This is a genomic window from Curvibacter sp. GW821-FHT09D12, assembly GCF_059416245.1.
Genome location: NZ_JBWKOU010000001.1, coordinates 500130 through 522328 on the forward strand (window position 1 = coordinate 500130; position 22199 = coordinate 522328).

Sequence of the window (22199 nt, forward strand, 5' to 3'; positions counted from 1 at the left end):
CATCCGTCCCGATGGCCGCTGTGGGCCAGGGCGATGCACTGCCGGCCCTGGGCGGAGCGCGCCTGCCGGCCTGGGCGTTGCCGGCCGACTGGCCGCGCAGCCAGGGCCTGCCCGCGCTGGCCGATGTGCTGCTGGAGGGCGGGCGCATCAGCGCTGTTCGCCCCCAAGGCAGTGGGCCTTTGCCCCCAGGCGCCTGGGCCCTGGGCGGCGCGCCCGTGTTGCCGGGGCTGGTGGATGCCCACACCCACCTCGACAAGGCCTTCACCCTGTCGCGCATGGGGCAAGTCCAGCCCGGTCTGTTGGGCGCCATCGAGGCCATGATGGCCGACCGCGCCCACTGGAGCGTCGAGGACGTGCGCCAGCGCGCCAGCCAGGGCCTGCAATGGGCCCATGCCGCCGGGGTGGTGCACCTGCGCACCCACTGCGACTGGTGGGAGCCCGAGGTCACGCCCGTGGCCTGGCCCGTGTTGCGCGAACTGGCCGAAGACTGGCGCGGCCGGCTGCAGCTTGACCGCGTCAGCCTGATCCCGCTGCACCTGTTTGCCGAACTCGACACCGCGCTCTCGCTGGCGGCCCGGGTGGCGGCCTCTGGGCCCGGGGCCTGCCTCGGAGGGTTTGTGCACAGCACCAACTGGAACCCGCAGGCCCTGCGCCACCTGCTGATGGCGGCCCGCCAGCACGATCTGGATGTGGACCTGCATGTGGACGAAGAATTGCACGCCGAGGCTCAGGGGCTGGCCCACGTCGCCGAGCTGGTGCCGGCCCTGGGCCTGCAAGGCCGGGTGGTGTGCGGCCACACCTGTGCCCTGGCCGCCATGCCCGAGGAGCGGGCGCTGCCCATCCTCGACGCGGTGGCCCGCGCCGGCCTGACCCTGGTCACCCTGCCCATCACCAATCTGTTGCTGCAGGACGCCGTCACCGGGCGCACGCCGCGCCAGCGCGGGCTGACGCTGGTGAAAGAGGCGAGGGCGCGCGGCATCCCGCTGCTGCTGGCCAGCGACAACGTGCAAGACCCGTTCTGTCCGCTGGGCAGCTTCGACCCGCTGGAGGCCTTTGCCACCGGCGTGGCCATGGGCCAATGGGCCCAGGCGTCCCAGGCCTTCGACGACTGGACCGACACCTTGTGCCGCCGCGACTGGCTGGCGCGCGCCGGCTCAGCCCGCCCCTGGGGCGTGGGCAGCCCGGCTGACCTGCTGATCTTTCCCGAGGCCAACGCCTGGGGCTTTCCCTCGCGCACAGCCCGGCGGGTGGTGCTGCGCGAAGGCCGGCGCCTGGCTGCGCCCCACCCACTGCAAGAGGTCGCACCATGAGCCCGCAAGCCACCATCGCCCAACCCCTGGCCCGCTATGCCGCCTGGCGCCGTGCCGGTGATTTCATCTTCCTGTCGGGGGTGATTGCGGTCGAGCCGGCAGAACAGAAGATCGTGCGCGGCTTTGCCGACATCCCGGACGAGGCGGCCGAACTCATCGGCCGCACCGGTGAGTTCTCCAGCGATTACAAGGACGGCCCTATCCTGGCCCAGAGTTGGTTTGTGCTCGACCGCATCCGCCTGACCGTCGAGGCTGCGGGCGGCCAGATGAGCGATGTGTTCAAGCTGGTCCAGTACTTCAAGTGCCTGGACGACTTTCCGCGCTACAGCCGCGTGCGCCGGCTGTTTTTCCCGGGCGAGCCGCCGGCCTCCACCGTGGTCGAGGTCAGCGGCATGTTGCCCAGCCCCGACATCGTGATCGAGGTCGAGGCCACGGCCTACCTGCCACTTCGCTGAACCGAAGCGTCGAACCCAAGGACTGCCCATGCTGCACGGCTACAACCCGCCCCAACGCTACCTGCCTTACCTGAGCTGGCGCCAGATCGCCGACCTGCCCGACCCGGCCAACACGGTCATCGTGTTGCCCACCGGCGCCACCGAGCAGCACGGGCCGCACCTGCCGTGTGCCGTGGATTCGGTGATTGCCGCCGGCGTGGTGGGCCACGCACTGGCCCGCCTGAGCCCCTCGGTGCCAGCCTACGCCATGGCCCCCATCACCTACGGCAAGAGCGAAGAGCACCTGCACTTTCCCGGCACCATGACCTTGAGTGGCGAGACCCTGCTGGCCACCATGAACGAGGTGGGCGAATCGGTGTACCGGGCCGGCTTTCGCAAGCTCCTGATCGTCAATGGCCACGGCGGCCAGCCCCAGGTGATGGAGATGGCGGCTCGCGAGCTGCGCCTGCGCCACGGCGACTTCATCGTGGTGCCCAGCTTCACCTGGCGCGTGCCCCATGTGGCGGGACGCTACCTGTCGGAGCGCGAGAAGAAGTTGGCCATGCATGCCGGCCATGCCGAAACCGCACTCATGCTGGCCCTGGCCCCCGACACCGTGGACATGTCGCTGGCCGTGAGCAACTACCCGCCCGAGTTTCCCTCGCGCCTGCTGTCGCCCGATGGCCGACCCGCCTGCGCCTGGAGCGCACGCGACTTCGGCCCCAGCGGGGTCATCGGTGACCCCTTGCCGGCCACGGCCGAGCAGGGCCAGGCCATCCTCGACTCACTGGCCGAGAGCTGGGCCCAGGCGATCACCGAACTGCACGAACTGAACTGGGCGCCGCGTGCCGAGGCCACCTGGGGCCGGGCCCACCACAGCGGACACATCGAGGCCTGAGGCCCTAGCCCTGCATCGCCACTGTCTTTTCACCCCCTGTCTCAACCCCCACTGGAGCTATGCCATGACCTTCTCTGCCGTGCCGTCCACTCTTCGCCGCCCCCTGCGCCCGCTGGCCCTGGCCAGCCTGGCCCTTGCCCTGGGCACCGGTGTCGCGCGGGCCGACGAGCCCTTTGTGTACATGACCAACTGGTATGCCCAGGCCGAGCATGGCGGCTTCTACCAGGCCCTGGCCACCGGCCTGTACAAGAAGGCCGGCCTCGATGTGAGCATCAAGATGGGCGGCCCCCAGGTCAATGTGGTGCAGATCATGGCCGCCGGTCAGGCCGACTGCGTGATGGGCTCCAGCGACCTGCAGATGGTGCAGATCCGCGAAGGCGGCGTGCCCGTGGTCAACGTGGCCGCCCTGTTCCAGAAAGACCCGCAGGTGCTGATCGCGCATGAGGACGTGAAGAAGTTCGAAGACCTCAAGGGCAAGACCATCCTGATCGCGGGCTCGGCCCAGAAGGGCTTCTGGCCCTGGCTCAAGGCCAAGTACGGTTTCACCGATGCCCAGACCCGCCCCTACACCTTCAACATCCAGCCCTTTGTGGCCGACAAGAACACGGCCCAGCAGGGCTACCTGACCAGCGAGCCTTTCGCCATCCAGAAGGCCGGTGTCAAGGCCAACACCCTGATGTTCAGCGACCACGGCTTCCCGGCCTATGCCACCACCATCTCGTGCATGGACAAGACCACCCAGACCCGCAAAAAAGCCGTGGCTGCCTTTGTGAAGGCCTCCATTGAGGGCTGGAAGAGCTACCTGGCCGATCCGGCGCCTGGCAACGCCCTGATCAAGAAGGACAACCCGCAGATGACCGATGAGCAATTGGCCTACAGCGTCAGCAAGCTCAAGGAAACCGGCATGGTGGGGGGCGGCGATGCAGCCAAGCTGGGCATCGGGGTGATGACCGACACGCGCATCAAGGCCAGCTACGACTTTCTGGTCAGCACCCAGTTGATCGACCCGGCCAAGGTCAAGATGAACGAGGCCTACAGCACCGAGTTCGTCAAGGACGTGAAGGTCCTGCCTTGATCCTGCTGCCTTGACCCGTGCTGACCACGGCCTGCGACTGCTCACAGGCCGCTTCGACCCCGAAAGCCCCGCCATGAAACCCGACCCCAGTCGCCTGCCGTCCGCGCCTCGGCCCCCCGTCGTCGATCCGGCCCCCGTGCCCGAGGTGCCCGCCGTTGACATTCTGTCGGCCGAGAAAATCTACCCCAACGGGACCCGGGCCCTGTTGCCGGTGGATCTGAGCCTGCGCGAGGGCGAATTCGTGACCCTGTTGGGGCCCTCGGGCTGCGGCAAGAGCACTTTGCTGAAGATGGTGGCCGGCCTGCTGGAGCCCAGCGACGGGCGCCTGCTGTTGTGGCGCAAGCCCGTGGCCGAGCTGACCCAGACCGGGCGCCGCATGGCCTTTGTGTTCCAGTCGCCCACGCTGATGCCCTGGGCCACGGTGCGCAGCAACGTGCGCCTGCCCCTGGACCTGGCCGGTGTGCCCCGCGCCGAGGCCGAGGCCCGCGTGAGCGAGGTGCTGGCCCTGGTGGGGTTGTCCCAGTTCGACCGGGCCTTGCCCCGGGCCCTGTCGGGCGGCATGCAGATGCGGGTGTCAATTGCCCGCGGGCTGGTCACCGAGCCCGATCTGCTGTTGATGGATGAGCCTTTCGGCGCGCTCGACGAGATCACCCGCCACAAGCTCGACGCCGACCTGCTGGAGCTGTGGCGCAAGAAGAAGCTCACTGTGATCTTCGTCACCCATTCGATCCACGAGGCGGTGTTCCTGTCGAGCCGCGTCGTCATGATGGCGGCCCGCCCCGGCCGGGTGGTAGAGCAGTTTTTCATCGACGAGCCGCACCCGCGGGCGGCCGACTTCATGGTCTCACCGCAGTTCAGCCAATACGCCCGTCAGTTGCAGGACAGTCTGTTGCGCGCCAGCGCCGAGGAGACCCAGCCATGAGCTCGATCGTCCCCGCCCCCAAGGCCCCTGTGGCCTGGCTGCACCGCCCCGAGGTGCAGCGCGTGGTGTACCCACTGCTGGTGGGCCTGGTCCTGCTGGCCCTTTGGCAGGGCCTGGTCAGCGGGCTGGAGCTGCCGCCCTACCTGGTGCCCTCGCCGGGCCTGATGCTGCAGACCCTGATCAAGGATTGGGCCACCCTGGGCCTGGCCTTGTGGGTCACCCTCAAGATCACGCTGTTCGCCTTCGTCCTGGCCGTGGTGGTGGGCGTGTTGATCTCCTTCCTGTTCGTGCAGAGCCGCCTGATCGAGACCGCCTTGTTTCCCTACGCGGTGCTGCTGCAGGTGACCCCCATCGTGGCAGTGGCCCCGCTGATCATCATCTGGGTGCGCGATGCCACGCTGTCGATGGTGATCTGCGCCGCCCTGGTGGCGCTGTTTCCGATCATCAGCAACACCACGCTGGGCCTGCGCAGCGTCGAGCCCGATCTGCAGAACTACTTCCGGCTCAACCATGCCACGCGCTGGCAGTCGCTGGTGCGCCTGCGCATCCCCAGTGCCTTGCCGTATTTCTTCGGTGGCCTGCGCATCTCCAGCGGCCTGGCCCTGATCGGCGCGGTGGTGGCTGAGTTCGTGGCCGGCACCGGCGGCAGCGGCGCCGGGCTGGCCTACCAGATCCTGCAGGCAGGCTTCCAGCTCAACATCCCGCGCATGTTTGCGGCGCTGCTGTTGATTTCGTTGACCGGCGTGGCGCTGTTTGCGCTGATGGCCTGGCTGAGCCGGCGGGCCCTCAGCGGCTGGCACGCCAGTGAAACCGCCCACGAGTGACCCTTTTCCTGTCCCTGACGTCCATCCCCCGCTTTCCGGAGACCTGACCATGACCGCCTCCAGCCTGAGCGCTGCCGAACTGCCCGACCAACTGCCCCAGATCGATTGGATCACCGACCCCTCACGGGTGGCCCGCCTGTCGCAGGACTTTGCCTGGTTCAGCCCTGTGCTCAAGCGCGAGCTGGGCGGCAAGGTGGGCGAGGTCGTGGTGCGCCCGCGCACCGAGGACGAGATACGCCAGGTGGTGTCGCTGTGCGCGCGCCAGGGCGTGCCCGTCACGGTGCGCGGCAGCGGCACTGGCAACTACGGCCAGAGCACACCGCTGTCGGGCGGCGTGGTGCTGGACCTGAGCGCCTACAACGGCTTCATGTGGTGCCGCGACGGTGTGGGCCGGGCCCAGGCCGGCATCCGCCTGGCCGATTTCGACCAGCGCAGCCAGCCCTTGGGCTGGGAGCTGCGCTGGCTGCCTTCCACTTACCGCAGTGCCACCCTGGGCGGCCTGTTCGGCGGCGGCTTTGGCGGGGCCGGCTCCATCACCTGGGGCCCACTCGCCGCCAGCGGCAATGTGCTGGGGGTGCGGGTGATGTCGGTCGAGCCCGAGCCGCAGATCACCGAGCTGCGTGGCGAAGACGCCATGTTGCTGCACCACACCTATGGCACCAACGGCATCGTGCTGGAGCTGGAGGTGGCCCTGGCCCCGGCCACGCCCTGGCTGGAATGCATCGCGGTGTTTGATGATTTCGAGGGCGGGCTGCGCTTTGCCAGTGAATTCGGGGCGGCACCCGGGCTGCTCAAGAAGGAGGTGTGCTTTCTGGGCGCACCGATCCCGGACTACTTCGTCAACCTGGCCGAGCACCTGCCGGCCGGCAGCCACGCCGTGCTGCTGATCCTGGCCCCGGCGGCCGAGGCCGGCATGCAAGCCCTGCTGGCGCGCCATGGCGGGCGCATCAGCTACCGCAAGACCGCCGAGGAAGTGGCCGACAGCCACCGCACGCTGCTTGAGTACACCTGGAACCACAGCACCCTGCACGCGCTCAAGGTGGACAAGGGGCTCACCTACATCCAGAGCGGCTTCGACCCGGGTCGCCACCTGGCTCAGGTGCTGGCCCTGGAGCAGGCCCTGGCCGGCGAGGTGATGACCCACCTGGAGTTCTTGCGCACCAAGGAGGGCGTCTTCACCTGCAGCGGGCTGCAGATCATCCGCTACAGCACCGAGGAACGCCTCAACGCCATCATGCAGATCTACCGCGACCATGGCGTGTTCATCAACAACCCGCACGTCTTTGTGGTGGAGGACGGCAAGCAGGCTGGCAAGCTGGCCGAGGGGGTGCTGGAGATGAAGCACCGCTTCGACCCGCAAGGACTGCTCAACCCAGGCAAGCTGCGCAGCTGGGCGCCGGCGACGCCGTAAGCCTGGAGGCTTGAAATCGCAGGGCAAGGTCGGGCCGCGTGTGAAAATAGGCGGTCTTGCCTGTACCCCGCCGTGCCCATGTTTGCCGCCCAGCACCTGACCTCCGCCGATCTCCACGACCTGTCTGCCACGCTCTCGGCCTGGCAGGCCCGCTGGCCTGACATGGGCGTGTTGGCCCTGGTGCCTGAAGCCTTGGCCGCCTGTGTGCCCGATCTGCAGGCCCAATGCCGCGGGCGGGGCGTGCCCTTGGTGGGGGCTGTGTTTCCCAGCCTGCTCACCGCCCACGGCTTTGTCGCCGATCAGGTGCTGCTCCTGTGCCTCGCTCCGATGCCGCCCTGGCTGTTCCAGACCGTGCTCGACGAGGCGGGTCGCGAGGTCTGGTACGAAGCGGTTCGCTTCATGCAGGCCACCCAGCCCGCCCAGGCCGGGGCCGAACCGCTGTTGTTCATGATTTTTGACGGCATGTTGCCCAACGTGGGTTCGCTGGTGGAAGAGCTTCACATGTCGCTGGAGCAGCCCCTGCGCTATTCAGGCGTGAACGCGGGCAGTGAGACCTTCCAACCCATGGCCTGCCTGTTCGATGCCGAGCGGCAGGCTGGCATGGGCGTGATCTGTCTGCTGCTGCCCCCGGCGGCGGAGGCCTTGACCCGCCATGGCTACCCGATCAGCCGCGCGCTGATGACCGCGACCTCGGGCCAGGGCAACCGCATCGACACCATCGATCACCGGCCGGCCTTCGATGTCTACCAGCAGCTGATCCTGGCGGAATACGGCGTGCACCTGACACGCGAGAACTTCTACGACTACGCCGTGCATTTCCCTTTCGGCCTGGTGACGATGGTGGATGTGCTGGTGCGCATCCCGGTGGCCCTGGGCGATGACGGCTCGCTGATCTGCGTGGGCGAGATCCCGCCCAACACCTTGATGCGCCTGCTGCGCGCGCCCGAGGCCGGGCAGGGCACGGCCGTGACCGAACTCGCCAACTTTGTGGCCGAACGCCAGGCCGGCTCGTCCCCACGCAGCTGGCTGCATTTCTACTGTGCCGGGCGCCGCCTGCACCTGGGTGAGCAGGCGCTGCAAGAGCTGAAAGGTCTGCAACAGCAGAGCGGGCCGATGGCGCTGATGGGCGCACTGACCCTGGGCGAAATCGACACCTTGGACGCGGTGGGCCTGCCGCGCCTGCCGCGTTTTCACAACGCCTGCCTGGTGGCCCTGGGCTGAGAGCCTGTTCACGATCTCCCACGGGTCGCGCAGCGGTCTTTTCGGGATGGGATGCAAGGCACGGTGCGCCGTCGATAGCCCGGCTATCGACAAGCGCCGCGACGCCGCAGACCGCCCGAAAAGGCCACTGCCCGAGGGGTTGGAGCGAAATCGGGCGATTGGGCGCCCCAGCTGCTTGCATGGGCACGAGCCCATGCGGCGCACCCGGGCCACCCACTCATCCCGATTGCGCTCCAACGCGGCCCATGCGAGATCGTGAACCGGCTCTAAGGCCCCGGTGGCGTCGACGCGGCCCGGGCCAGGTGGACCTGGTGCAGGGTGATCTTGCGCACCTCGGCCTGGCTGGTCTGGATGTGGGCGCGCAACAGCATCACGGCCTGGTCACTGCGGTGCGAGCGAATGGCGCTCAGGATCTTGCCGTGCTCTTCATAGGTGGCGGCAATCCGGTCCTGCTTGGTGAAATCCAGTCGGCGGATGATGCGGATGCGCTCGGTCACCTCCCGGTGCACGCGGGCCATCTCGCGGTTGCCGGCGGCCTCGACCAGGGCGCAGTGAAAAGCCTCATCCCAGCGCGACACCTCGGTGCCGTCGTGGCTGCGTTCGGCCTCCGGGACCAGCCAGATGCCTTCGAGCTGGCGCAGCAAGGCCTGGTCCACCTTCTCGTCACCCGAGCACAGGCGCTGCACGGCGGTTGATTCCAGCACCTGACGCAGGTCGTACAGCTGCTCGAACTGCTCGAAATCAAACGGCAGCACCCGCCAGCCACTGCGAAACTGCACCTCGACATAGCCTTCCTGCTGCAGCCGGACCAGGGCCTGGCGCACCGGCGTGCGCGAGACCTGCAACCGCTCGCACAGCTCGTTTTCGGAGAAGCGGTCGCCGGGCACCAGTTGGAAGCCCGCGATGTCGGCCTTGAGCTGATCGTAGACGTCGTCGGCGCGCGAACGGCGGGCGGGAGCGCGGTGAGCGCGGGGAATCTGTTGACCTGTGGTGTGCACGGCAGGACTGTATCAGGCTGACATGCCCAGCAGGCCGAGCAGGGCGGCACTGGGCGCGACCCAGCCCACGATGGCGCCCTGGGCGCTCACCATGTCCAGGGTGGCTGCCTTGAAGGCGGCAAAGTAGCTTTCGGTGCAGTCTTCCAGCAACAGGCAGTCGTAGCCGCGATCATTGGCCTCGCGCAGGCTGGTCTGGACGCAGACCTCCGTGGTCACGCCCATCACGATCAGGTGGCTGATGCCGCGCTGTTGCAGCCGCTCATGCAGTCCGGTGGCATAAAAAGCGCCTTTGCCGGGTTTGTCGATCTCGATTTCGCCGGGCAGTGGGGCCAGCTCGGGGATGATCTGGTTGCCGGGTTCTCCGGCCACCAGGATGCGTCCCATCGGACCTGGGTCGCCGATGCGCAGGCGTGGCTGGCCCCGCAGGCGCTTGGCGGGCGGGCAGTCGCTGAGGTCGGGGCGATGGGCTTCGCGCGTGTGCACGACACAGGCACCCAGGTCGCGCCAGGCCTGCAGCACGGCCTGGCAGGCCGGCACGATGGCCTGCAGCAGGCTCACGTCGTTGCCCAGTGATTCGCCAAATCCCCCGGGTTCCACGAAATCGCGTTGCATGTCGATGATCAACAGGGCGGTGTGGGCCGGGTCGAACACGTAGTCGAAGGGTCGGGCGGCAAGGGTGAGGGTGCTCATGGTGGGCTCCGTGCGGATGGAATGGGGGGCAGGGGAGAGGGGTGACTGGAGGGCGGTCCCTCAATGGGCACCGCCGCCCATGTGGGCCCCCAGCTGAAGTCGGTCGGCCCCCGCGGCAGCGGTTTCGTAAACGATGCGGCCCTCGCTCATCACCACCACCCGGTCCGCCAGCTCAAGCAGTTCGTCCAGGTCTTCGCTGACCAACAGCACGGCACCGCCACGCTCGCGCACCTGCAGGATGCGTTGGTGGATCTCACGCACGGCGGCAAAATCCAGGCCGAACACCGGGTTGGCCGCCATCAGCACCTGGATGTCGCCGGCCAGTTCGCGGGCCAGCACGGCCCGCTGCACATTGCCGCCCGACAGGCTCTTGATGGGGGCGTTTTCACTGCGGGTCTTGACGCCGTAGGCCGCAATCCAGTCGCGTGCGCGCTGGCGCCACAGGCGCGGCCTCAGCCAGCCGTGGCGGCTCAGCGGGGGCTGGTCGAAGTCGCGCAAGGCCATGTTCTGCGCCACGCTGAGTTCGCCGACGCAGGCGTTGCGCAGCGGCTCTTCGGGCAGGCTGCGCACCCGCAGGCGGCGGGTCTCTTCGCGCCGGGCGTGATAGGCCTGGCCTGCCACCAGAACGCTGCCCGCAGTGCGTGCACGCTGGCCCACCAGGGCCTCGACCAGTTCGCGCTGGCCGTTGCCGGACACCCCGGCCACCCCCAGGATCTCGCCCGCCCGCACCTGCAGACTCAGGTCGTGCACGGCGGGCAGGCCCCGGTCGCCGGGTGCCTGCAGGCCCCGTACTTCCAGGGCCACCGGGGCATCGGCCGCCAGCGGGCGGTGGGGGGCGGTTTCGGACAGGCCGCCGGCGGGCGCGTCAGGCGGGCTCTCGGCCTCGCCCATCATGGCGCGGGCCAGCCGGGCCGGGCTGGTGTCACCCACTTCGGCGTGCAGCACGGCCTGGCCGCGGCGCAGCACCGACACGGCATCGGCATAGGCCATCACCTCGCGGAACTTGTGCGTGATGATCAGCACCGTGCACAGGCGCTGGCGTGCCAGTTCCCGCACATGGCCCAGGACTTCGTTGGCCTCTTGTGGGGTCAGCACCGAGGTGGGTTCGTCCAGGATCAGCAGGCGCGGGCGCAGGTACAACTGCTTGAGCAGTTCCAGCTTCTGCTTTTCGCCGGCCGCCAGTTCGGCTGGCCGGGCATCCAGGTCCAGCCGGAACGGTGTGGATTCGATGAAGCGCTTGAGCTCGCCACGGCGCTCGTGCCAGTGGATCAGGCCCGGCACCTGACCGCCGGCCAGCAGCAGGTTTTCGGCCACGCTCATGCCCGGGGCCAGCGTGAAGTGCTGATACACCATGCCGATGCCCAAGGCCCGGGCGACCACGGGGTTGCTGATGGCCTGTTCGCGTCCGTCAATCAGCACGCTGCCCTCTTCGGCACGCTGGAAGCCGGCCACACATTTCACCAGCGTGCTCTTGCCGGCGCCGTTTTCACCCAGCAGGGCGTGCACGCTGCCGGCGGCCACCTTCAGGTCCACGCTGTCCAGAGCGGTGAAGGCGCCAAAGCGCTTGGTGAGCCGGTAGGTGTCCAGCGCCAGGGCGCCGGTGCCTGCGGGCAGCGCCCCGATGGGGTGTGGGTGCTGGTGCTGGCCAGACAAAGGGGTTGGGGTGGTGCCGGGCATGGTGGGCTCCTGGGGGCTTGAGGACGTCAAGGTGCACTAGATGGATGAAAGCCCCGCCAGGGCCTGCAGCAGTTGGTCCGAGCTGGCGTGGGCGCCGAACACGCCCCCCTGCATGGTGATCATGTCGAGCGCGGCCTGGTGGTTGGCCGGGTCGGTGGCGGCCGTGCCATCGGACAGCAGCAGGCATTCGAAACCGCGGTCGTTGGCGTCGCGCATCGTGGTGTGCACGCACACGTCGGTGGTGATGCCCCCCAGGATCAGGTTCTCGATGCCGGCCAGGCGCAGCACCATGTCCAGGTCGGTGGCGTAGAACGAGCCCTTGCCGGGCTTGTCAATCACCAGCTCGCCGGGCAAGGGGGCCAGCTCGGGGATGAGCTCCCAGCCTGGCTCGCCCCGCACCAGGATGCGGCCGCAGGGCCCGGCGTCGCCAATGCCCAGGCCGTCCCGGCCGATCTGGCGTGAGCGCCAGCGTTTGTTGGCGGGCAGGTCCGACAGGTCGGGGCGGTGACCTTCGCGGGTGTGGATCACCAGCAGGCCCAGGGCGCGCAGGCGGGCCAGCACCCGGCGCAGGGGCTGGATGGGGGCCCGGGTGAGCGAGATGTCGTAGCCCATCACGTCGACATAGCCACCGTGGCCGCAGAAATCGGTCTGCATGTCGATCACGATCAGGGCGGTGTTGTCGATGCGCAGCGCGCCGTTCCAGGGCCAGGCGTAGGGCTGGGCATCCACGTGGAGCGAGGTCGGGGTGGGAAGGAGGGGGCTCATGGTGTCAGGGGCTTGGTTGATTGGGGGCCAACTGGATCAGCGTGATGACAGTTCACCGGGGCTGCCGGCGGCCACGCTGCCGGGGCGGCAGGTGATCACGAGGATCAGCAGGGTCAGCACGTAGGGCACGGTGTTGAACAGGTGATAGCCCCAGCCGATGCCCACCGACTGCAAGGCGGGGCCGATGGCGCCCGCACCGCCGAACAGGGCGGCCGCGCCCACACAACGCAGCGGGCTCCAGCGGGCAAAGATGACCAGGGCGACGGCGATCAAGCCTTGGCCGCTGGAGATGCCTTCGTTCCAGCTGCCGGGGTAGAACAACGTCAGCGATGCCCCACCCAGGCCGGCAATCAAGCCGCCGCAGGCCGTGGCGGCCCAGCGGATGCCGCCCACCGAGTAGCCCAGGGCGCGTGCGGCGTCGGCCGAGTCGCCGGCCAGGCGCACCAACAGGCCCAGGCGGGTGTTGGCAAAGGCCCAGCTCATCAGCGCGGCCAGCACCAGGCCCAGCGGCAGCAGCACGTTCACCTGCAGGGCGGCCTGCACGGCGGCGTTGCTGCTCCATTGGCCCAGGGGCAGGGCTGGCAATTGCGGGGCCTGAGGCTGGATCAGGGCCTTGCCCAGGTAGAAGGCCAGGCCCGTGCCGAACAGCATCAGGGCGATGCCGGTGGCCACGTCGTTGACGCCGGGCAGGCTGCACAGGCCCGCGTGCAGGCTGGCCAGGGCGGCGCCTGCCAGGGCCCCGCACAGCACGCCCACCCAGGGCGAGCCGCTGAGGTAGGCGCCACCGAAAGAGGCCATGGCCGACAGCACCAGCACCCCTTCCAGGCCCAGGTTGATGCGACCTGATTTCTCGGTCAGGCATTCCCCCAGGCTGACGAACAGAAAAGGCGCGCCCACGCGCAAGGCCCCGCCTGCGATGGCCGCCAGCAGGGTGATCCATTGGTCGCTGCTCATGGTCTGGACTCCTTCAGCGCCGGGCTGGTCGGCCACAGGCGGCGCCACAGCGCCGCAGGGTCGCCCTGGCGCAAGGCCTCGCTGGCCAGGATGAACACAAAGGTCAGGCCCTGCAGCACCAGCACCGAGGCGTCCGGCAGGCCGAGCCGACGTTGCAGCAGGCTTCCGGCGGCGCCAAAGCCGCCGAACAGGATGGCCACCGGCACGATGGCCAGGGGCTGGTGGCGGGCAATGAACGAGACCAGGATGCCCGCATAGCCGTAGGCCGCGATCAGCGAGGCGTTGGCGTTGGTGTGCACGGCGGCCACCTCGACCGCGCCGGCCAGGCCGGCACAGGCCCCGCCCAGGGCACAGGCCAGCAGCACCAGGCGGGTGGCGGGCAGGCCCATGAGCTGGGCCGTGCGCCGGTTGCCGCCGACCACCCGCAGGGCAAAGCCCGAAGCGGTCAGGTGCAGCCAGCCGCCCAGCAGCCCGCAGGCCAGCACACCCAGCACCAGGCCCCAGTGAACATCGGAGCCGGCGATGCCGCCGATGCGCAGGCCCTCGGACAGCGTGAGGGTGGATGGCTTGTTCAGGCTGCCTGGGTCGCGCAGCGGCCCTTCGACCAGGTGCTTGAACAGGCCGATCGCCACATAGGCCAGCAACAGGCTGCTGATGGTTTCATTGATGCCGCGGTACTGGCGCAGGGCCCCCGCCAACATCACCCACAGTGCGCCGGCCAAGGCGCCCGCCGCGCAGGCCAGCACGCTGCCGGCCAGGTTGGCCGGCAGGGGCCACTGGGTGGCCACCGTGGCACAGGCCAGACCGCCCAGCACCAGGGCCCCTTCGCCTCCGATCACCACCAGGCCGGCCTGGGCCGGCAGGGCCACGCACAGCGCGGTCAGCATCAGCGGGGCGGCGCGTTGCAGGGTGTTCTGCCACGAGAAGGCATCACCGAAGGCCCCTTTGAAAAGCAGCCAGGCCATGTCGAATGGATCCACACCGGCCAGCCAGACCAGTGCACCAAACACCAGCAGCGCCGCCGCAAGGGCGCCGATGGGCAGAGCGATTTCCCGCAGGGCGTTGCGCATGACGATGGGCCGCGCGGGTGTCAGATCGAACCGACCACGCCTTCGACAAGGTAGTTCATCTTCTCAAGCTCCAGGTCGGTCTGCTTGAGCACCTTGCCCGCGGCCAGGATGGTGTTGCCCTTGTTGTCCTTGAGCGGGCCCTTGAAGATGTCGAAGCTGCCCGCCAGCATCTTGGCCTTGACCTCGTCGGCGTTCTTCTTGGCCGCGTCGCTCACGCTGGCGCCGTAGGGCGACATCTTCACGTAGCCTTCTTTCAGGCCGCCCCGCAGGAAGTTGGGGTGCGGCTTGCCGGCCTGAGCGGCTTCGATGATGGTCTTGTAGGCGGTGAGCCAATTCCACTCGGCGCCCGTCAGGTAGGCGGCCGGGGCCAGCTTGGCCTGGCTGGCGTGGTAGCCACAGACCATCTTGCCGCGCTTGGCCGCGGTTTCGACCACCACCTTGGGGCCATCGACGTGCATGGTGAACACGTCCACGCCCTGGTCGGCCAGGCTGTTGGTGGCCTCGGCCTCCTTGACGGCCATGGACCAGTCGCCCGTGAAGATCACGCTGCAGGTGATGTCCGGGTGCACCGAGCGTGCGCCCATCAAAAAGGCGTTGATGTTGCGCAGCACCTGTGGAATCGGCTTGGCAGCCACGAAGCCGATCTTGCGGCTTTTGCTCATGTGGCCAGCCACCACGCCATTGAGGTACTGGCACTCGTCGATGTAGCCGAAGAAGCTGCCCACGTTCTTGGGGTGCTTGCCTTCGGTCCACAGGCCGCCGCAGTGCGAGAAGCGCACATCGGGGTATTTGGGGGCCAGGGCCAGGATGTGCGGGTCGAAGTAGCCGAACGAGGTGGGGAACAGCAGGCTGGCGCCGTCCTGGGCGATCATGCCGGTCATGGTCTTTTGCACGGCCGCCGTCTCGGGCACGTTCTCTTCTTCGACCACCTTGATGCCGGGCAGCTTCTTGAGCTCGGCGGCGGCCTGGGCATGGGCCTGGTTGTAGCCGTAGTCATCGCGGGGGCCGACGTAGACCACCCCCACGGTGAGTGGTTTCTGGGCATGGGCCAGCAGGCTCAGCGGGCCGAACGAGGCCACGGCGCCAGTGCTGGCGAGGGTTTGCAGGGCGAGACGGCGATTCAGCTTGCGGTTCATGTTTCAGGCTCCATGGGTTCAGGTCGGGGGCACTTGCAAAAGGTGACAGCGGGAACCCCGGTCCACGCTGCCCAAGAGAAATAGCGGGGTCAGTCGAGCAGGCTCACATGGGCGGCCACCACGCGCCAGCCTTCGGGCGTGCGCATCCAGGTCTGGCTCTGCCGGCCCAGGCGCGGGCTGCCGGTGCGGCGGAACTCGGTGTTGGCGGTGGCGAAGTCCTGGCCGTAGGTGGTGATCACGGTGTTGTGCAGGCTGCGCGCCAGGCCCTGTGGCGATCGCCCGGCGCGAAAGGCCTGGATCGCCTCGTAGCCCAGCAGGTTTTCGGTGGCGCCATAGCGCAGGGTGTGCGGGCTGTTCCAGAACAGCTCGTCGAGCACCTCGACGCGGTTGTTGACCAGGGCGTCTTCGTAGCGCGCAAAGACGGTCTGTACTTCGCTGAGCACGTCGGGAAGATTGATGGGCATGGGCATGGGCATGGGCATGGGCATGGGCATGGGCATGGGCTTTCAATGGGGCTGGAATGCCGACGCGATCGGGGCCCGGGTCACGCCCAGGGCCTCCAGTGCGGCGGCGGCGCGCAAGGCCAGGTCTTCCCGCCAGGGGGCGGCGATCAGTTGCACACCGATCGGCAGGTGGGGCAGGGCCGGGTCGCATGCCCACACCGGCACGCTGCACACCGGCAGGCCGATGCACGAGATGGGTTGGGTGAGCAGGCCCATGCTGGGGCGCAGGGGCCACTGGCGCTCGTCGATCTGGAGGGTTTCGGCACCGATCGGCGTGGCGGCACAGGGGGTGGCTGGCGCCAGCAGCAGGTCCACCTGCTGGAACATCGCCGCCACGGCCTGGGCATAGCGCAGGCGCACGCGTTGGGCGCGGCTCACCCAGGCGGCCGGGATCAGCGCGCCGGCCAGAAAGCGGTCGCGTGACAGGGGTTCGAAGTCGTCGGCGCGCTGGCGCAGGTCGTTCAGGTGGCCGCTGGCGGCCTCGGCATTGGTGATCACAAAGGCGGCGGCCCGCCCGGCCTCGACCAGGGGCAGCTCGTGGCGGGTGCTGGCCCCCAGGGCCTGGGCCACCTGCTGCACCGCGCGGCGGGCCGGGGCACTGGCCTGCTCTTCGAACCACCCCCCCAGGATGCCGATGCGCAGGCCGCCCACGCCTTGGGCCAGCAAGGGGCTGCAGGCCTGCACCGGTCGTTGGGCGCAGCCCGGGTCGCGGGCCTGACGGTCGTCCTCGGGGCCTTGCATCAGGTCGTAGCTCAGGGCCAGGTCGCGCACCGAGCGGGCAAACGGGCCCAGGTGGTCCAGGCTGGAGACAAAGGGGTAGCTGCCCGTGCGCGGCAGGCGGCCAAAGGTGGGCTTGAGGCCGAACACACCGCACAGCGAGGCCGGCACGCGGATCGAGCCGTTGGTGTCGGAGCCCAGGCTCAGCGGCACCTGCCCACCGGCCACGGCGGCCCCAGAGCCGCCCGACGAGCCGCCCGCGATGCGTGCCGGGTCGTGCGGATTGCGGCAGGGGCCCTCGTGGCTGTTCTCGGTGGTGAAGCCGTAAGCGTATTCGTCCATGTTGAGCGCGCCCACCAGCACCGCGCCCGCGGCCTCCAGGCGGCGCACCAGCAACGCATCGGCCGTGGCGCCCGGGCTGTCACGCTCGATGCGCGATCCGGCCAGGGTGGGCAGCCCGGCGATGTCGAACAGATTTTTCACGGCAAAGGGCACGCCGGCCAGGGGGCCGTGGCGCAGCAGCGGGTCGGCGTCGAGCTGGCGGGCGCGTTGGCGGGCCCGTTCGGCCAGCACCGCGGTAAAGGCGTTCAGCTGTGGGTTGTGCCGTTCGATGTGCTGCAGGCTGGCCTCGATCAGGCTGCTGGCACTGAGCTGGCCGGTGCGCACGGCCTGGGCCATGGCGCAGGCGTCCTGGCCCAGCCAGGGGCTGGCTTCATGGGGCATGGTCGTCTCCGGTGGGCGTGGCCAGTGGGTCGACTGGAGCGGGGGGCGGGGGGAGTGCGGGTACCGGCTCGAAGCGCAGGGCCGATTCGTCGTGTGGCAGCAGTTCGGTGGCTTCGAGCACGGCGGCAAAGCGCGCCGCCATGCCGAAGTAGGCCAGCACGCCCGGTCGTTGCTCGGCTGTCAGCGGCAGGCCCAGGACCAGGGCTGCGGCATCCACGTAGCGCGCCAGGGCTTCAGGGGAGGTGTCTCGGCTCATCGGCGCACCTCGCGTTGGAAGATCTCCAGGCTGCGGCGCCGGGTGCTCACAAAATCGGGCTCGCTGAGGGTGTCGACGGTGCGCGGGCGAGGGGCGTCATAGCGCAGGATCTCGGCCACCCGGGTGGGGCGCTTGGTCAGCAGCAGCACCTCGTCGGCCAGGTACACCGCCTCTTCGAGGTCGTGCGAGACCAGCAGCATGGTGGTGCCGGTCTGCATGAACACCTCTTGCAGCTTCTCGCGGATGAACAAGGTCATCTCGAAGTCGAGCGCCGAGAAAGGCTCGTCCAGAAACAGCACTTCGGGGCGGGGTGCCAGCGCCCGCATGATGGAGGCGGTCTGCTGTTGGCCGCCCGACAGCTCGTAGGGGTAGCGCCGCAGGTCGAACTTGACATCGAACGAGGCCACCAGCTCCTCCATGCGGCGATCCACCTCGGCCTTGCTGCAGCCTTGCAGCTTGAGCGGGTAGGCGATGTTGTCCAGGGTGCGCATCCAGGGGAACAGCGCCTCGCGGTAGTTCTGGAACACGTAGCCGATCTGGGTGTCCTTGAGCGACTTGCCGTCGAACAGCACCTCGCCCGAATCGATGGGCACCAGGCCGGCGATCATGTTGATCAGGGTGCTCTTGCCGCAGCCGTTGGGCCCGAACACCGAAACGATCTTGCCTTTGGGGATGTCGAGGTCGAAGTTCTCATACAGCGGCCAGCCAGCAAAGTACTTGGTCAGGCCGCGGAGGGTGATATGGGTTCCGGCCGGGCCGGGGCGAAAGGCCGGCGTGGGCAGGTCGGCGAAGACGGGGGCGTTGGCGACCACACTCATGGCTTATCTCCCGCTCCAGTGGACGATGCGGCGTTCGGCCAGCAGAAAACTGATGTTCAGCACATAGCCCAGGGCCCCGGCGGCCAGGATCGAGGCGTACATGTCGCGCACGTTCATCACCTGTTGTGAATTGATGATGCGGTGACCCAGGCCGCTGTCGGCGCCGATGAACATCTCGGCCACGATGACGATGACCAAGGCCATGGACACGGCCGAGCGAAGGCCGACGAAGCTGGGCTGCAGGCTCTCCCAGATCAACACGTCGCGGAAGGTCTGCCAGCGGCTGGCCCCCATGACCTGGGCCGCCATCACCCGTTGCTTGCGCGCGTTGATCACGCCATAGGCGCTGTTGAAGACCACGATCAGACAGGCGCCGAAGGCCGCGATGGCGATCTTGTTGACGTCGGACACGCCAAAGATCATCAGAAACAGCGGGATCAGGGCCGACGAGGGCGTGGAGCGGAAGAAGTCGATCAGAAACTCGACGCTGCGGTAGGCGCGCTCCTGGCTGCCCAGCAGCACGCCCAGGGGCACGCCGAGCACGGCGGCCAGCACAAAGGCCTGCACGGTGCGCCAGACAGTGGTCAGAAAGTCGCCCAGCAGGGCACCCCCGGCCAGCCCGGTGATCAGGGTGGCCAGGGTGTCGGCCGGCGCCGGCAGCAGGATGGGTTTGACCCAGCCCACGCGCACCACCAGATCCCAGGCGATGAATAGCAGCAGGGGGCCGGCCAGGGGCAAGGCGGCCGAAGCCGACGCCGAGAAGCGGCGCGGGGCGGGCAGCTGCTGGGCCGAGGGGGCCTGCCAGGGCTGCGGGGTGTCGGGCGTGAGGGCAGGCGTCTGGCCTGGCGCTGCGATGGGGGAGGGAAGGGGGCTGCCCATGGCGCTCAAGCCTTGTAGAGCATGCTGTCCACCAGCAGGCGCGAAGCAAAGATGCCCTTGTCCGAGAACAGGTCGAAGAACTTCTGGAAATGCGCGATGTCAGCGGCCGTGAACTCGTTGTACAGCGTATAGGCCGCCAGAGGCACCTCGCCGGTGAGGGGGCCTTCAATCGCGGTGTAGCCCTGGAGGTATTGACGTGCATCGGCCGGTTTGCTGCGCACATGGGCCACGCCCTTGGCGTAGGCGGCAATGAACTTGTGGGCCTCAGCCGGGTACTTCTTGATGAAGGCCGCGGTCAGTGAGGCCGAGCCACCGAACCAGGGCGCCATGGGATCGCCCAGCACGTAGCGGGAGATCACGCCGGCCTCCAGCACGCGGGTGCTGCTGTTCAGGCGCCCGATGGTGCCCGTGGGCTCCAGGGTGTAGCAGCCATCGACCTGGCCGGCCGCGAGAGCCGCCACATGCTGGCCGATGGGCAGCTCGACGACGGTGGCGCCGGTGGCCCCGCCGCGCTCCAGCACGGTCTTGGCCAGGGTCACGTTCTGGATGCCAGGGCCCGACGCGACGCGCTTGCCCTTCAGGTCGGCCATCACCTTGGCCGGGCTGGCACTGGGCACCAGCACCTCGTCGAGCACGTATTTGGCGTTGCTGGGGTTGGAGCAGAAGATCTTGAAGGTGCCCGGGGCCGCCAGCTCGCCGATGGCGATGTTGGCCGAACCGGTGCCATTGGCACTGCCGTCGCAGCGGTCGGACAGCATGGCCTCCATGATCTGCTGGGCGCCAGCGTGGCGCTGCACCTCCACATTGAGGCCGGCCTCCTTGAAGAAGCCCATCTCCACCGCCGCGTAGAAGGGCAGGCCGGCGGCGATGGGCCAGTAACCGATGCGGATCTTGGGGCCCGTCTGGGCGTGGAGAACGGTCGGGGCGGCCAGGCTGGCCAGGGCGACGGCGCTGCCGGCTTGCAGCACCTGGCGCCGGTTCAGGGCTTGGCGGGAACGGGAGGCTGGGCTCATGGGTGGGCTCCTGGTCTGGGGTGGTCGGTGGGTGGGGGTCAGCGGCGGGCCTGGCTGGCGGCCATGTAGGCCCGCCAGCCACCGTGTGATGTGATGTCGGTGGCGCCGTCCAGGGCATGGCCTTCGCAGATGAAGCCATGCACCCAGCGCCCGTCGACAAGTTCGAGGCTGCCCAGGCCCAGCGGCGCCGGCACCCCGGCCAGAAAGCCGCCAACCTGGGGCATGGGCAGGCTCCAGACCTCGACCGCGATGGGCGCGCCTTGGCCGGGCCGGCGTTGCAGGCCAGGTTTGGGCGGGGTGGTGCCCGGCAGCGCCAACAGCCGGTAGTGGGCCGACGTGGTGGTGGCTTCCAGCAGGGTCGCGCCCCGCTCGGTGAGCTGGTGGTTGAGCGGCATGCCTGACAGGTGGGCGCCGACCACGGCCAGTTTCAGGTGGGCGGGGGCGCTGGCTCGGTGCAGGCCGGGCAGGGGTTTGGGGGCGGGCAAGGCCTGGCCGGTGGCGCCCAGAGGCAGACCGGCGGCCTGCTGGTAGCGCTGGCCCAGCTCGGCCAGTTGCAGATCGCTGCCGCAGGGGCCGATCAAGGTGATCCCGAAGGGCAGGCCGTCGGGGCGCAGGCTGCTGGGCACCGACAAGGCGGCGTAGTCGAGCAGATTGACGAAGTTGGTGTACTGGCCCAGGTTGCGGTTCAGTGTCACCGGGTCGGCCAGCATGGCCTGGATGCTGTAGTGGGTTGGCGCGGTGGGCACCAGCAGCACGTCGATCTGCTGCCACAGGTCGACCACGCGTTGGGCGCAGGCCTTGAGGCGGACCTGGGCCTGCACCAGATCGGCGGCGCTGTAGCGGCGGCCAGCCCCCAGGATGCTGCGCACGGGCTCGATGACCTCGGTCTCGTGGGCGTCAAAGAAGTCGCGCACGGCGGCATATCGCTCAGCCACCAGGGCACTTTCGTAAAGCAGGGCTGCGGCTTCGGCCAGCGGGGCGTAGTCGATGGTGCGCGCTGTGCCGCCCAACGAGGCCAGGCGCGCCTGGGCCTGGTCAAAGGCGCTGCGGGCCAGGTCATCACCGAAGAACTCGAGGCGGTCGGGCACGCCGAACACAAAGCGGGCAGGCAGCGGCTGGTCGAGCAGGGGCAGATGGCGCGAGAAAGGGTCGGCCGGGTCATGGGCGGCCAGGGTGTGCAGCACCTGCACGGCCACTTCGACGGTGCGGGCGAAGATGGACACGCAGTCCACGCTTTGGGCCGCGGGCAGCACGCCGTGGGCGCTGATCAGGCCCTTGGAGGGCTTCAGCCCGACGATGTTGTTCAGCCCGGCCGGCACCCGGCCCGAGCCAGCCGTGTCGGTGCCCAGGGCGAAATCCACCTGGCCGGTGGCCACCACCCAGGCCGAACCCGAGCTGGAGCCGCCGCTGACCAGCTCGGGATCGAACGCGTTCGGTACCGGCCCGTAGGGCGAACGGGTGCCGTTCAGGCCGCAGGCAAACTGGTCCATATTGGTTTTGCCGTGCAGGCTGGCGCCCGCGGCCAGCAGCCGCTGCACCACGGTCGCATGGGACGCGGCGGTCAGGCTGAAGGCGGGGCAGGCCGCCGTGGTGGGCAGGCCTGCCACGTCGATGTTGTCCTTGACCGCAAACGTCAAGCCCGCCAGGGGGCCGTCGAGGCTGGTTTGAAGGGGTGAATGCAGCCGATGAAGCCATGCCGGTTCGGTGGCGGGCTGGGCCTGGGGCTGGGCGGTCGGCTGGGAAATTGGGTGGTGCACCATGTCAATGCATTCAAGCTTGGATACAAGAAGGAATGCAAAGGCTGTGCCAACCCCACCGGTCGCAGGGTCGATCACAGGGCCGTGTGTGGCCCGCGCCATCGTTCAAGGGCCTGCGTACAGAGGGAAAAGTGTGGAAAGCACAGGG

Annotated in this window: 22 protein-coding genes; 8 read left to right on the forward strand and 14 right to left on the reverse strand. The window is 68.7% G+C overall.

Annotated features, from left to right (window positions below; translation table 11 throughout):
* Window positions 1–11 precede the first annotated feature (11 nt).
* The 8 genes from AC07PT_RS02325 to AC07PT_RS02360 all read left to right on the forward strand — a co-directional run bounded on the left by AC07PT_RS02325 (window position 12) and on the right by AC07PT_RS02360 (window position 8095).
* On the forward strand, window positions 12–1310 hold the full coding sequence (locus AC07PT_RS02325; RefSeq protein ID WP_492345598.1) for an amidohydrolase family protein: 1299 nt from the start codon (window positions 12–14) through the stop codon (window positions 1308–1310).
* A complete protein-coding gene (locus AC07PT_RS02330) occupies window positions 1307–1765 on the forward strand; it encodes a RidA family protein (protein WP_494655640.1) in 459 nt (152 codons plus the stop codon). The genes AC07PT_RS02325 and AC07PT_RS02330 overlap by 4 nt, the downstream gene beginning before the upstream one ends.
* A gap of 28 nt (window positions 1766–1793) precedes the next feature.
* A complete protein-coding gene (locus tag AC07PT_RS02335; protein ID WP_494655641.1) occupies window positions 1794–2642 on the forward strand; it encodes a creatininase family protein in 849 nt (282 codons plus the stop codon).
* Between the two features lie 64 nt (window positions 2643–2706).
* A complete protein-coding gene (locus tag AC07PT_RS02340) occupies window positions 2707–3717 on the forward strand; it encodes an ABC transporter substrate-binding protein (protein WP_494655642.1) in 1011 nt (336 codons plus the stop codon).
* A gap of 73 nt (window positions 3718–3790) precedes the next feature.
* Entirely contained in the window at window positions 3791–4639 is an 849-nt protein-coding gene (locus AC07PT_RS02345) for an ABC transporter ATP-binding protein (protein ID WP_492345599.1), read from the forward strand.
* Window positions 4636–5463, forward strand: coding sequence for an ABC transporter permease (locus AC07PT_RS02350; protein WP_494655643.1), 828 nt, complete (start codon window positions 4636–4638; stop codon window positions 5461–5463). Before AC07PT_RS02345 ends, AC07PT_RS02350 begins: the two co-directional genes overlap by 4 nt.
* A 49-nt stretch (window positions 5464–5512) precedes the next feature.
* Entirely contained in the window at window positions 5513–6874 is a 1362-nt protein-coding gene (locus tag AC07PT_RS02355; RefSeq protein WP_494655644.1) for an FAD-binding oxidoreductase, read from the forward strand.
* A gap of 78 nt (window positions 6875–6952) precedes the next feature.
* Entirely contained in the window at window positions 6953–8095 is a 1143-nt protein-coding gene (locus AC07PT_RS02360; RefSeq protein ID WP_494655645.1) for an FIST C-terminal domain-containing protein, read from the forward strand.
* A 266-nt stretch (window positions 8096–8361) separates the two neighbouring features.
* Here AC07PT_RS02360 and AC07PT_RS02365 read toward each other — a convergent pair whose 3' ends face one another.
* From AC07PT_RS02365 to atzF, 14 genes are all read right to left on the reverse strand, one after another.
* Window positions 8362–9093 (reverse strand): GntR family transcriptional regulator, encoded by a 732-nt coding sequence (locus tag AC07PT_RS02365; RefSeq protein ID WP_492345323.1) that lies wholly within the window; start codon window positions 9091–9093, stop codon window positions 8362–8364.
* 12 nt (window positions 9094–9105) lie between these two features.
* Complete coding sequence (locus AC07PT_RS02370) at window positions 9106–9783, reverse strand: cysteine hydrolase family protein (protein WP_492345324.1); 678 nt, start codon at window positions 9781–9783, stop codon at window positions 9106–9108.
* Between the two features lie 60 nt (window positions 9784–9843).
* Window positions 9844–11460: an ABC transporter ATP-binding protein gene (locus tag AC07PT_RS02375; RefSeq protein WP_494655646.1), complete on the reverse strand. Its 1617-nt coding sequence runs from the start codon at window positions 11458–11460 to the stop codon at window positions 9844–9846.
* Between the two features lie 36 nt (window positions 11461–11496).
* Window positions 11497–12225 (reverse strand): biuret amidohydrolase, encoded by a 729-nt coding sequence (gene biuH, locus AC07PT_RS02380; protein ID WP_494655647.1) that lies wholly within the window; start codon window positions 12223–12225, stop codon window positions 11497–11499.
* Between the two features lie 36 nt (window positions 12226–12261).
* Window positions 12262–13179 (reverse strand): ABC transporter permease, encoded by a 918-nt coding sequence (locus AC07PT_RS02385; protein ID WP_492345327.1) that lies wholly within the window; start codon window positions 13177–13179, stop codon window positions 12262–12264.
* Window positions 13176–14249, reverse strand: a complete 1074-nt coding sequence (locus AC07PT_RS02390; protein ID WP_492345328.1) for an ABC transporter permease — start codon at window positions 14247–14249, stop codon at window positions 13176–13178. The genes AC07PT_RS02385 and AC07PT_RS02390 overlap by 4 nt, the downstream gene beginning before the upstream one ends.
* A gap of 20 nt (window positions 14250–14269) precedes the next feature.
* Entirely contained in the window at window positions 14270–15385 is a 1116-nt protein-coding gene (locus tag AC07PT_RS02395) for a BMP family ABC transporter substrate-binding protein (RefSeq protein ID WP_492345329.1), read from the reverse strand.
* A gap of 89 nt (window positions 15386–15474) precedes the next feature.
* Complete coding sequence (gene hpxZ, locus AC07PT_RS02400) at window positions 15475–15849, reverse strand: oxalurate catabolism protein HpxZ (protein ID WP_494655687.1); 375 nt, start codon at window positions 15847–15849, stop codon at window positions 15475–15477.
* Between the two features lie 42 nt (window positions 15850–15891).
* On the reverse strand, window positions 15892–17328 hold the full coding sequence (locus AC07PT_RS02405) for an AtzE family amidohydrolase (protein WP_494655648.1): 1437 nt from the start codon (window positions 17326–17328) through the stop codon (window positions 15892–15894).
* Window positions 17318–17584 carry a DUF4089 domain-containing protein gene (locus tag AC07PT_RS02410; protein ID WP_494655649.1) on the reverse strand — a complete coding sequence of 89 codons (267 nt, stop codon included), beginning with the start codon at window positions 17582–17584 and terminating at the stop codon, window positions 17318–17320. The genes AC07PT_RS02405 and AC07PT_RS02410 overlap by 11 nt, the downstream gene beginning before the upstream one ends.
* On the reverse strand, window positions 17581–18402 hold the full coding sequence (locus tag AC07PT_RS02415) for an ABC transporter ATP-binding protein (RefSeq protein WP_492345332.1): 822 nt from the start codon (window positions 18400–18402) through the stop codon (window positions 17581–17583). Before AC07PT_RS02415 ends, AC07PT_RS02410 begins: the two co-directional genes overlap by 4 nt.
* Before the next feature lie 3 nt (window positions 18403–18405).
* Window positions 18406–19281, reverse strand: a complete 876-nt coding sequence (locus AC07PT_RS02420) for an ABC transporter permease (RefSeq protein ID WP_494655650.1) — start codon at window positions 19279–19281, stop codon at window positions 18406–18408.
* Window positions 19282–19286: 5 nt separating this feature from the next.
* On the reverse strand, window positions 19287–20294 hold the full coding sequence (locus AC07PT_RS02425) for an ABC transporter substrate-binding protein (protein ID WP_494655651.1): 1008 nt from the start codon (window positions 20292–20294) through the stop codon (window positions 19287–19289).
* A gap of 38 nt (window positions 20295–20332) precedes the next feature.
* The gene (gene atzF / locus AC07PT_RS02430; RefSeq protein WP_494655652.1) at window positions 20333–22054 is read right to left on the reverse strand and encodes an allophanate hydrolase; all 1722 of its coding nucleotides are present in this window, start codon (window positions 22052–22054) and stop codon (window positions 20333–20335) included.
* Between the last annotated feature and the right edge of the window lie 145 nt (window positions 22055–22199).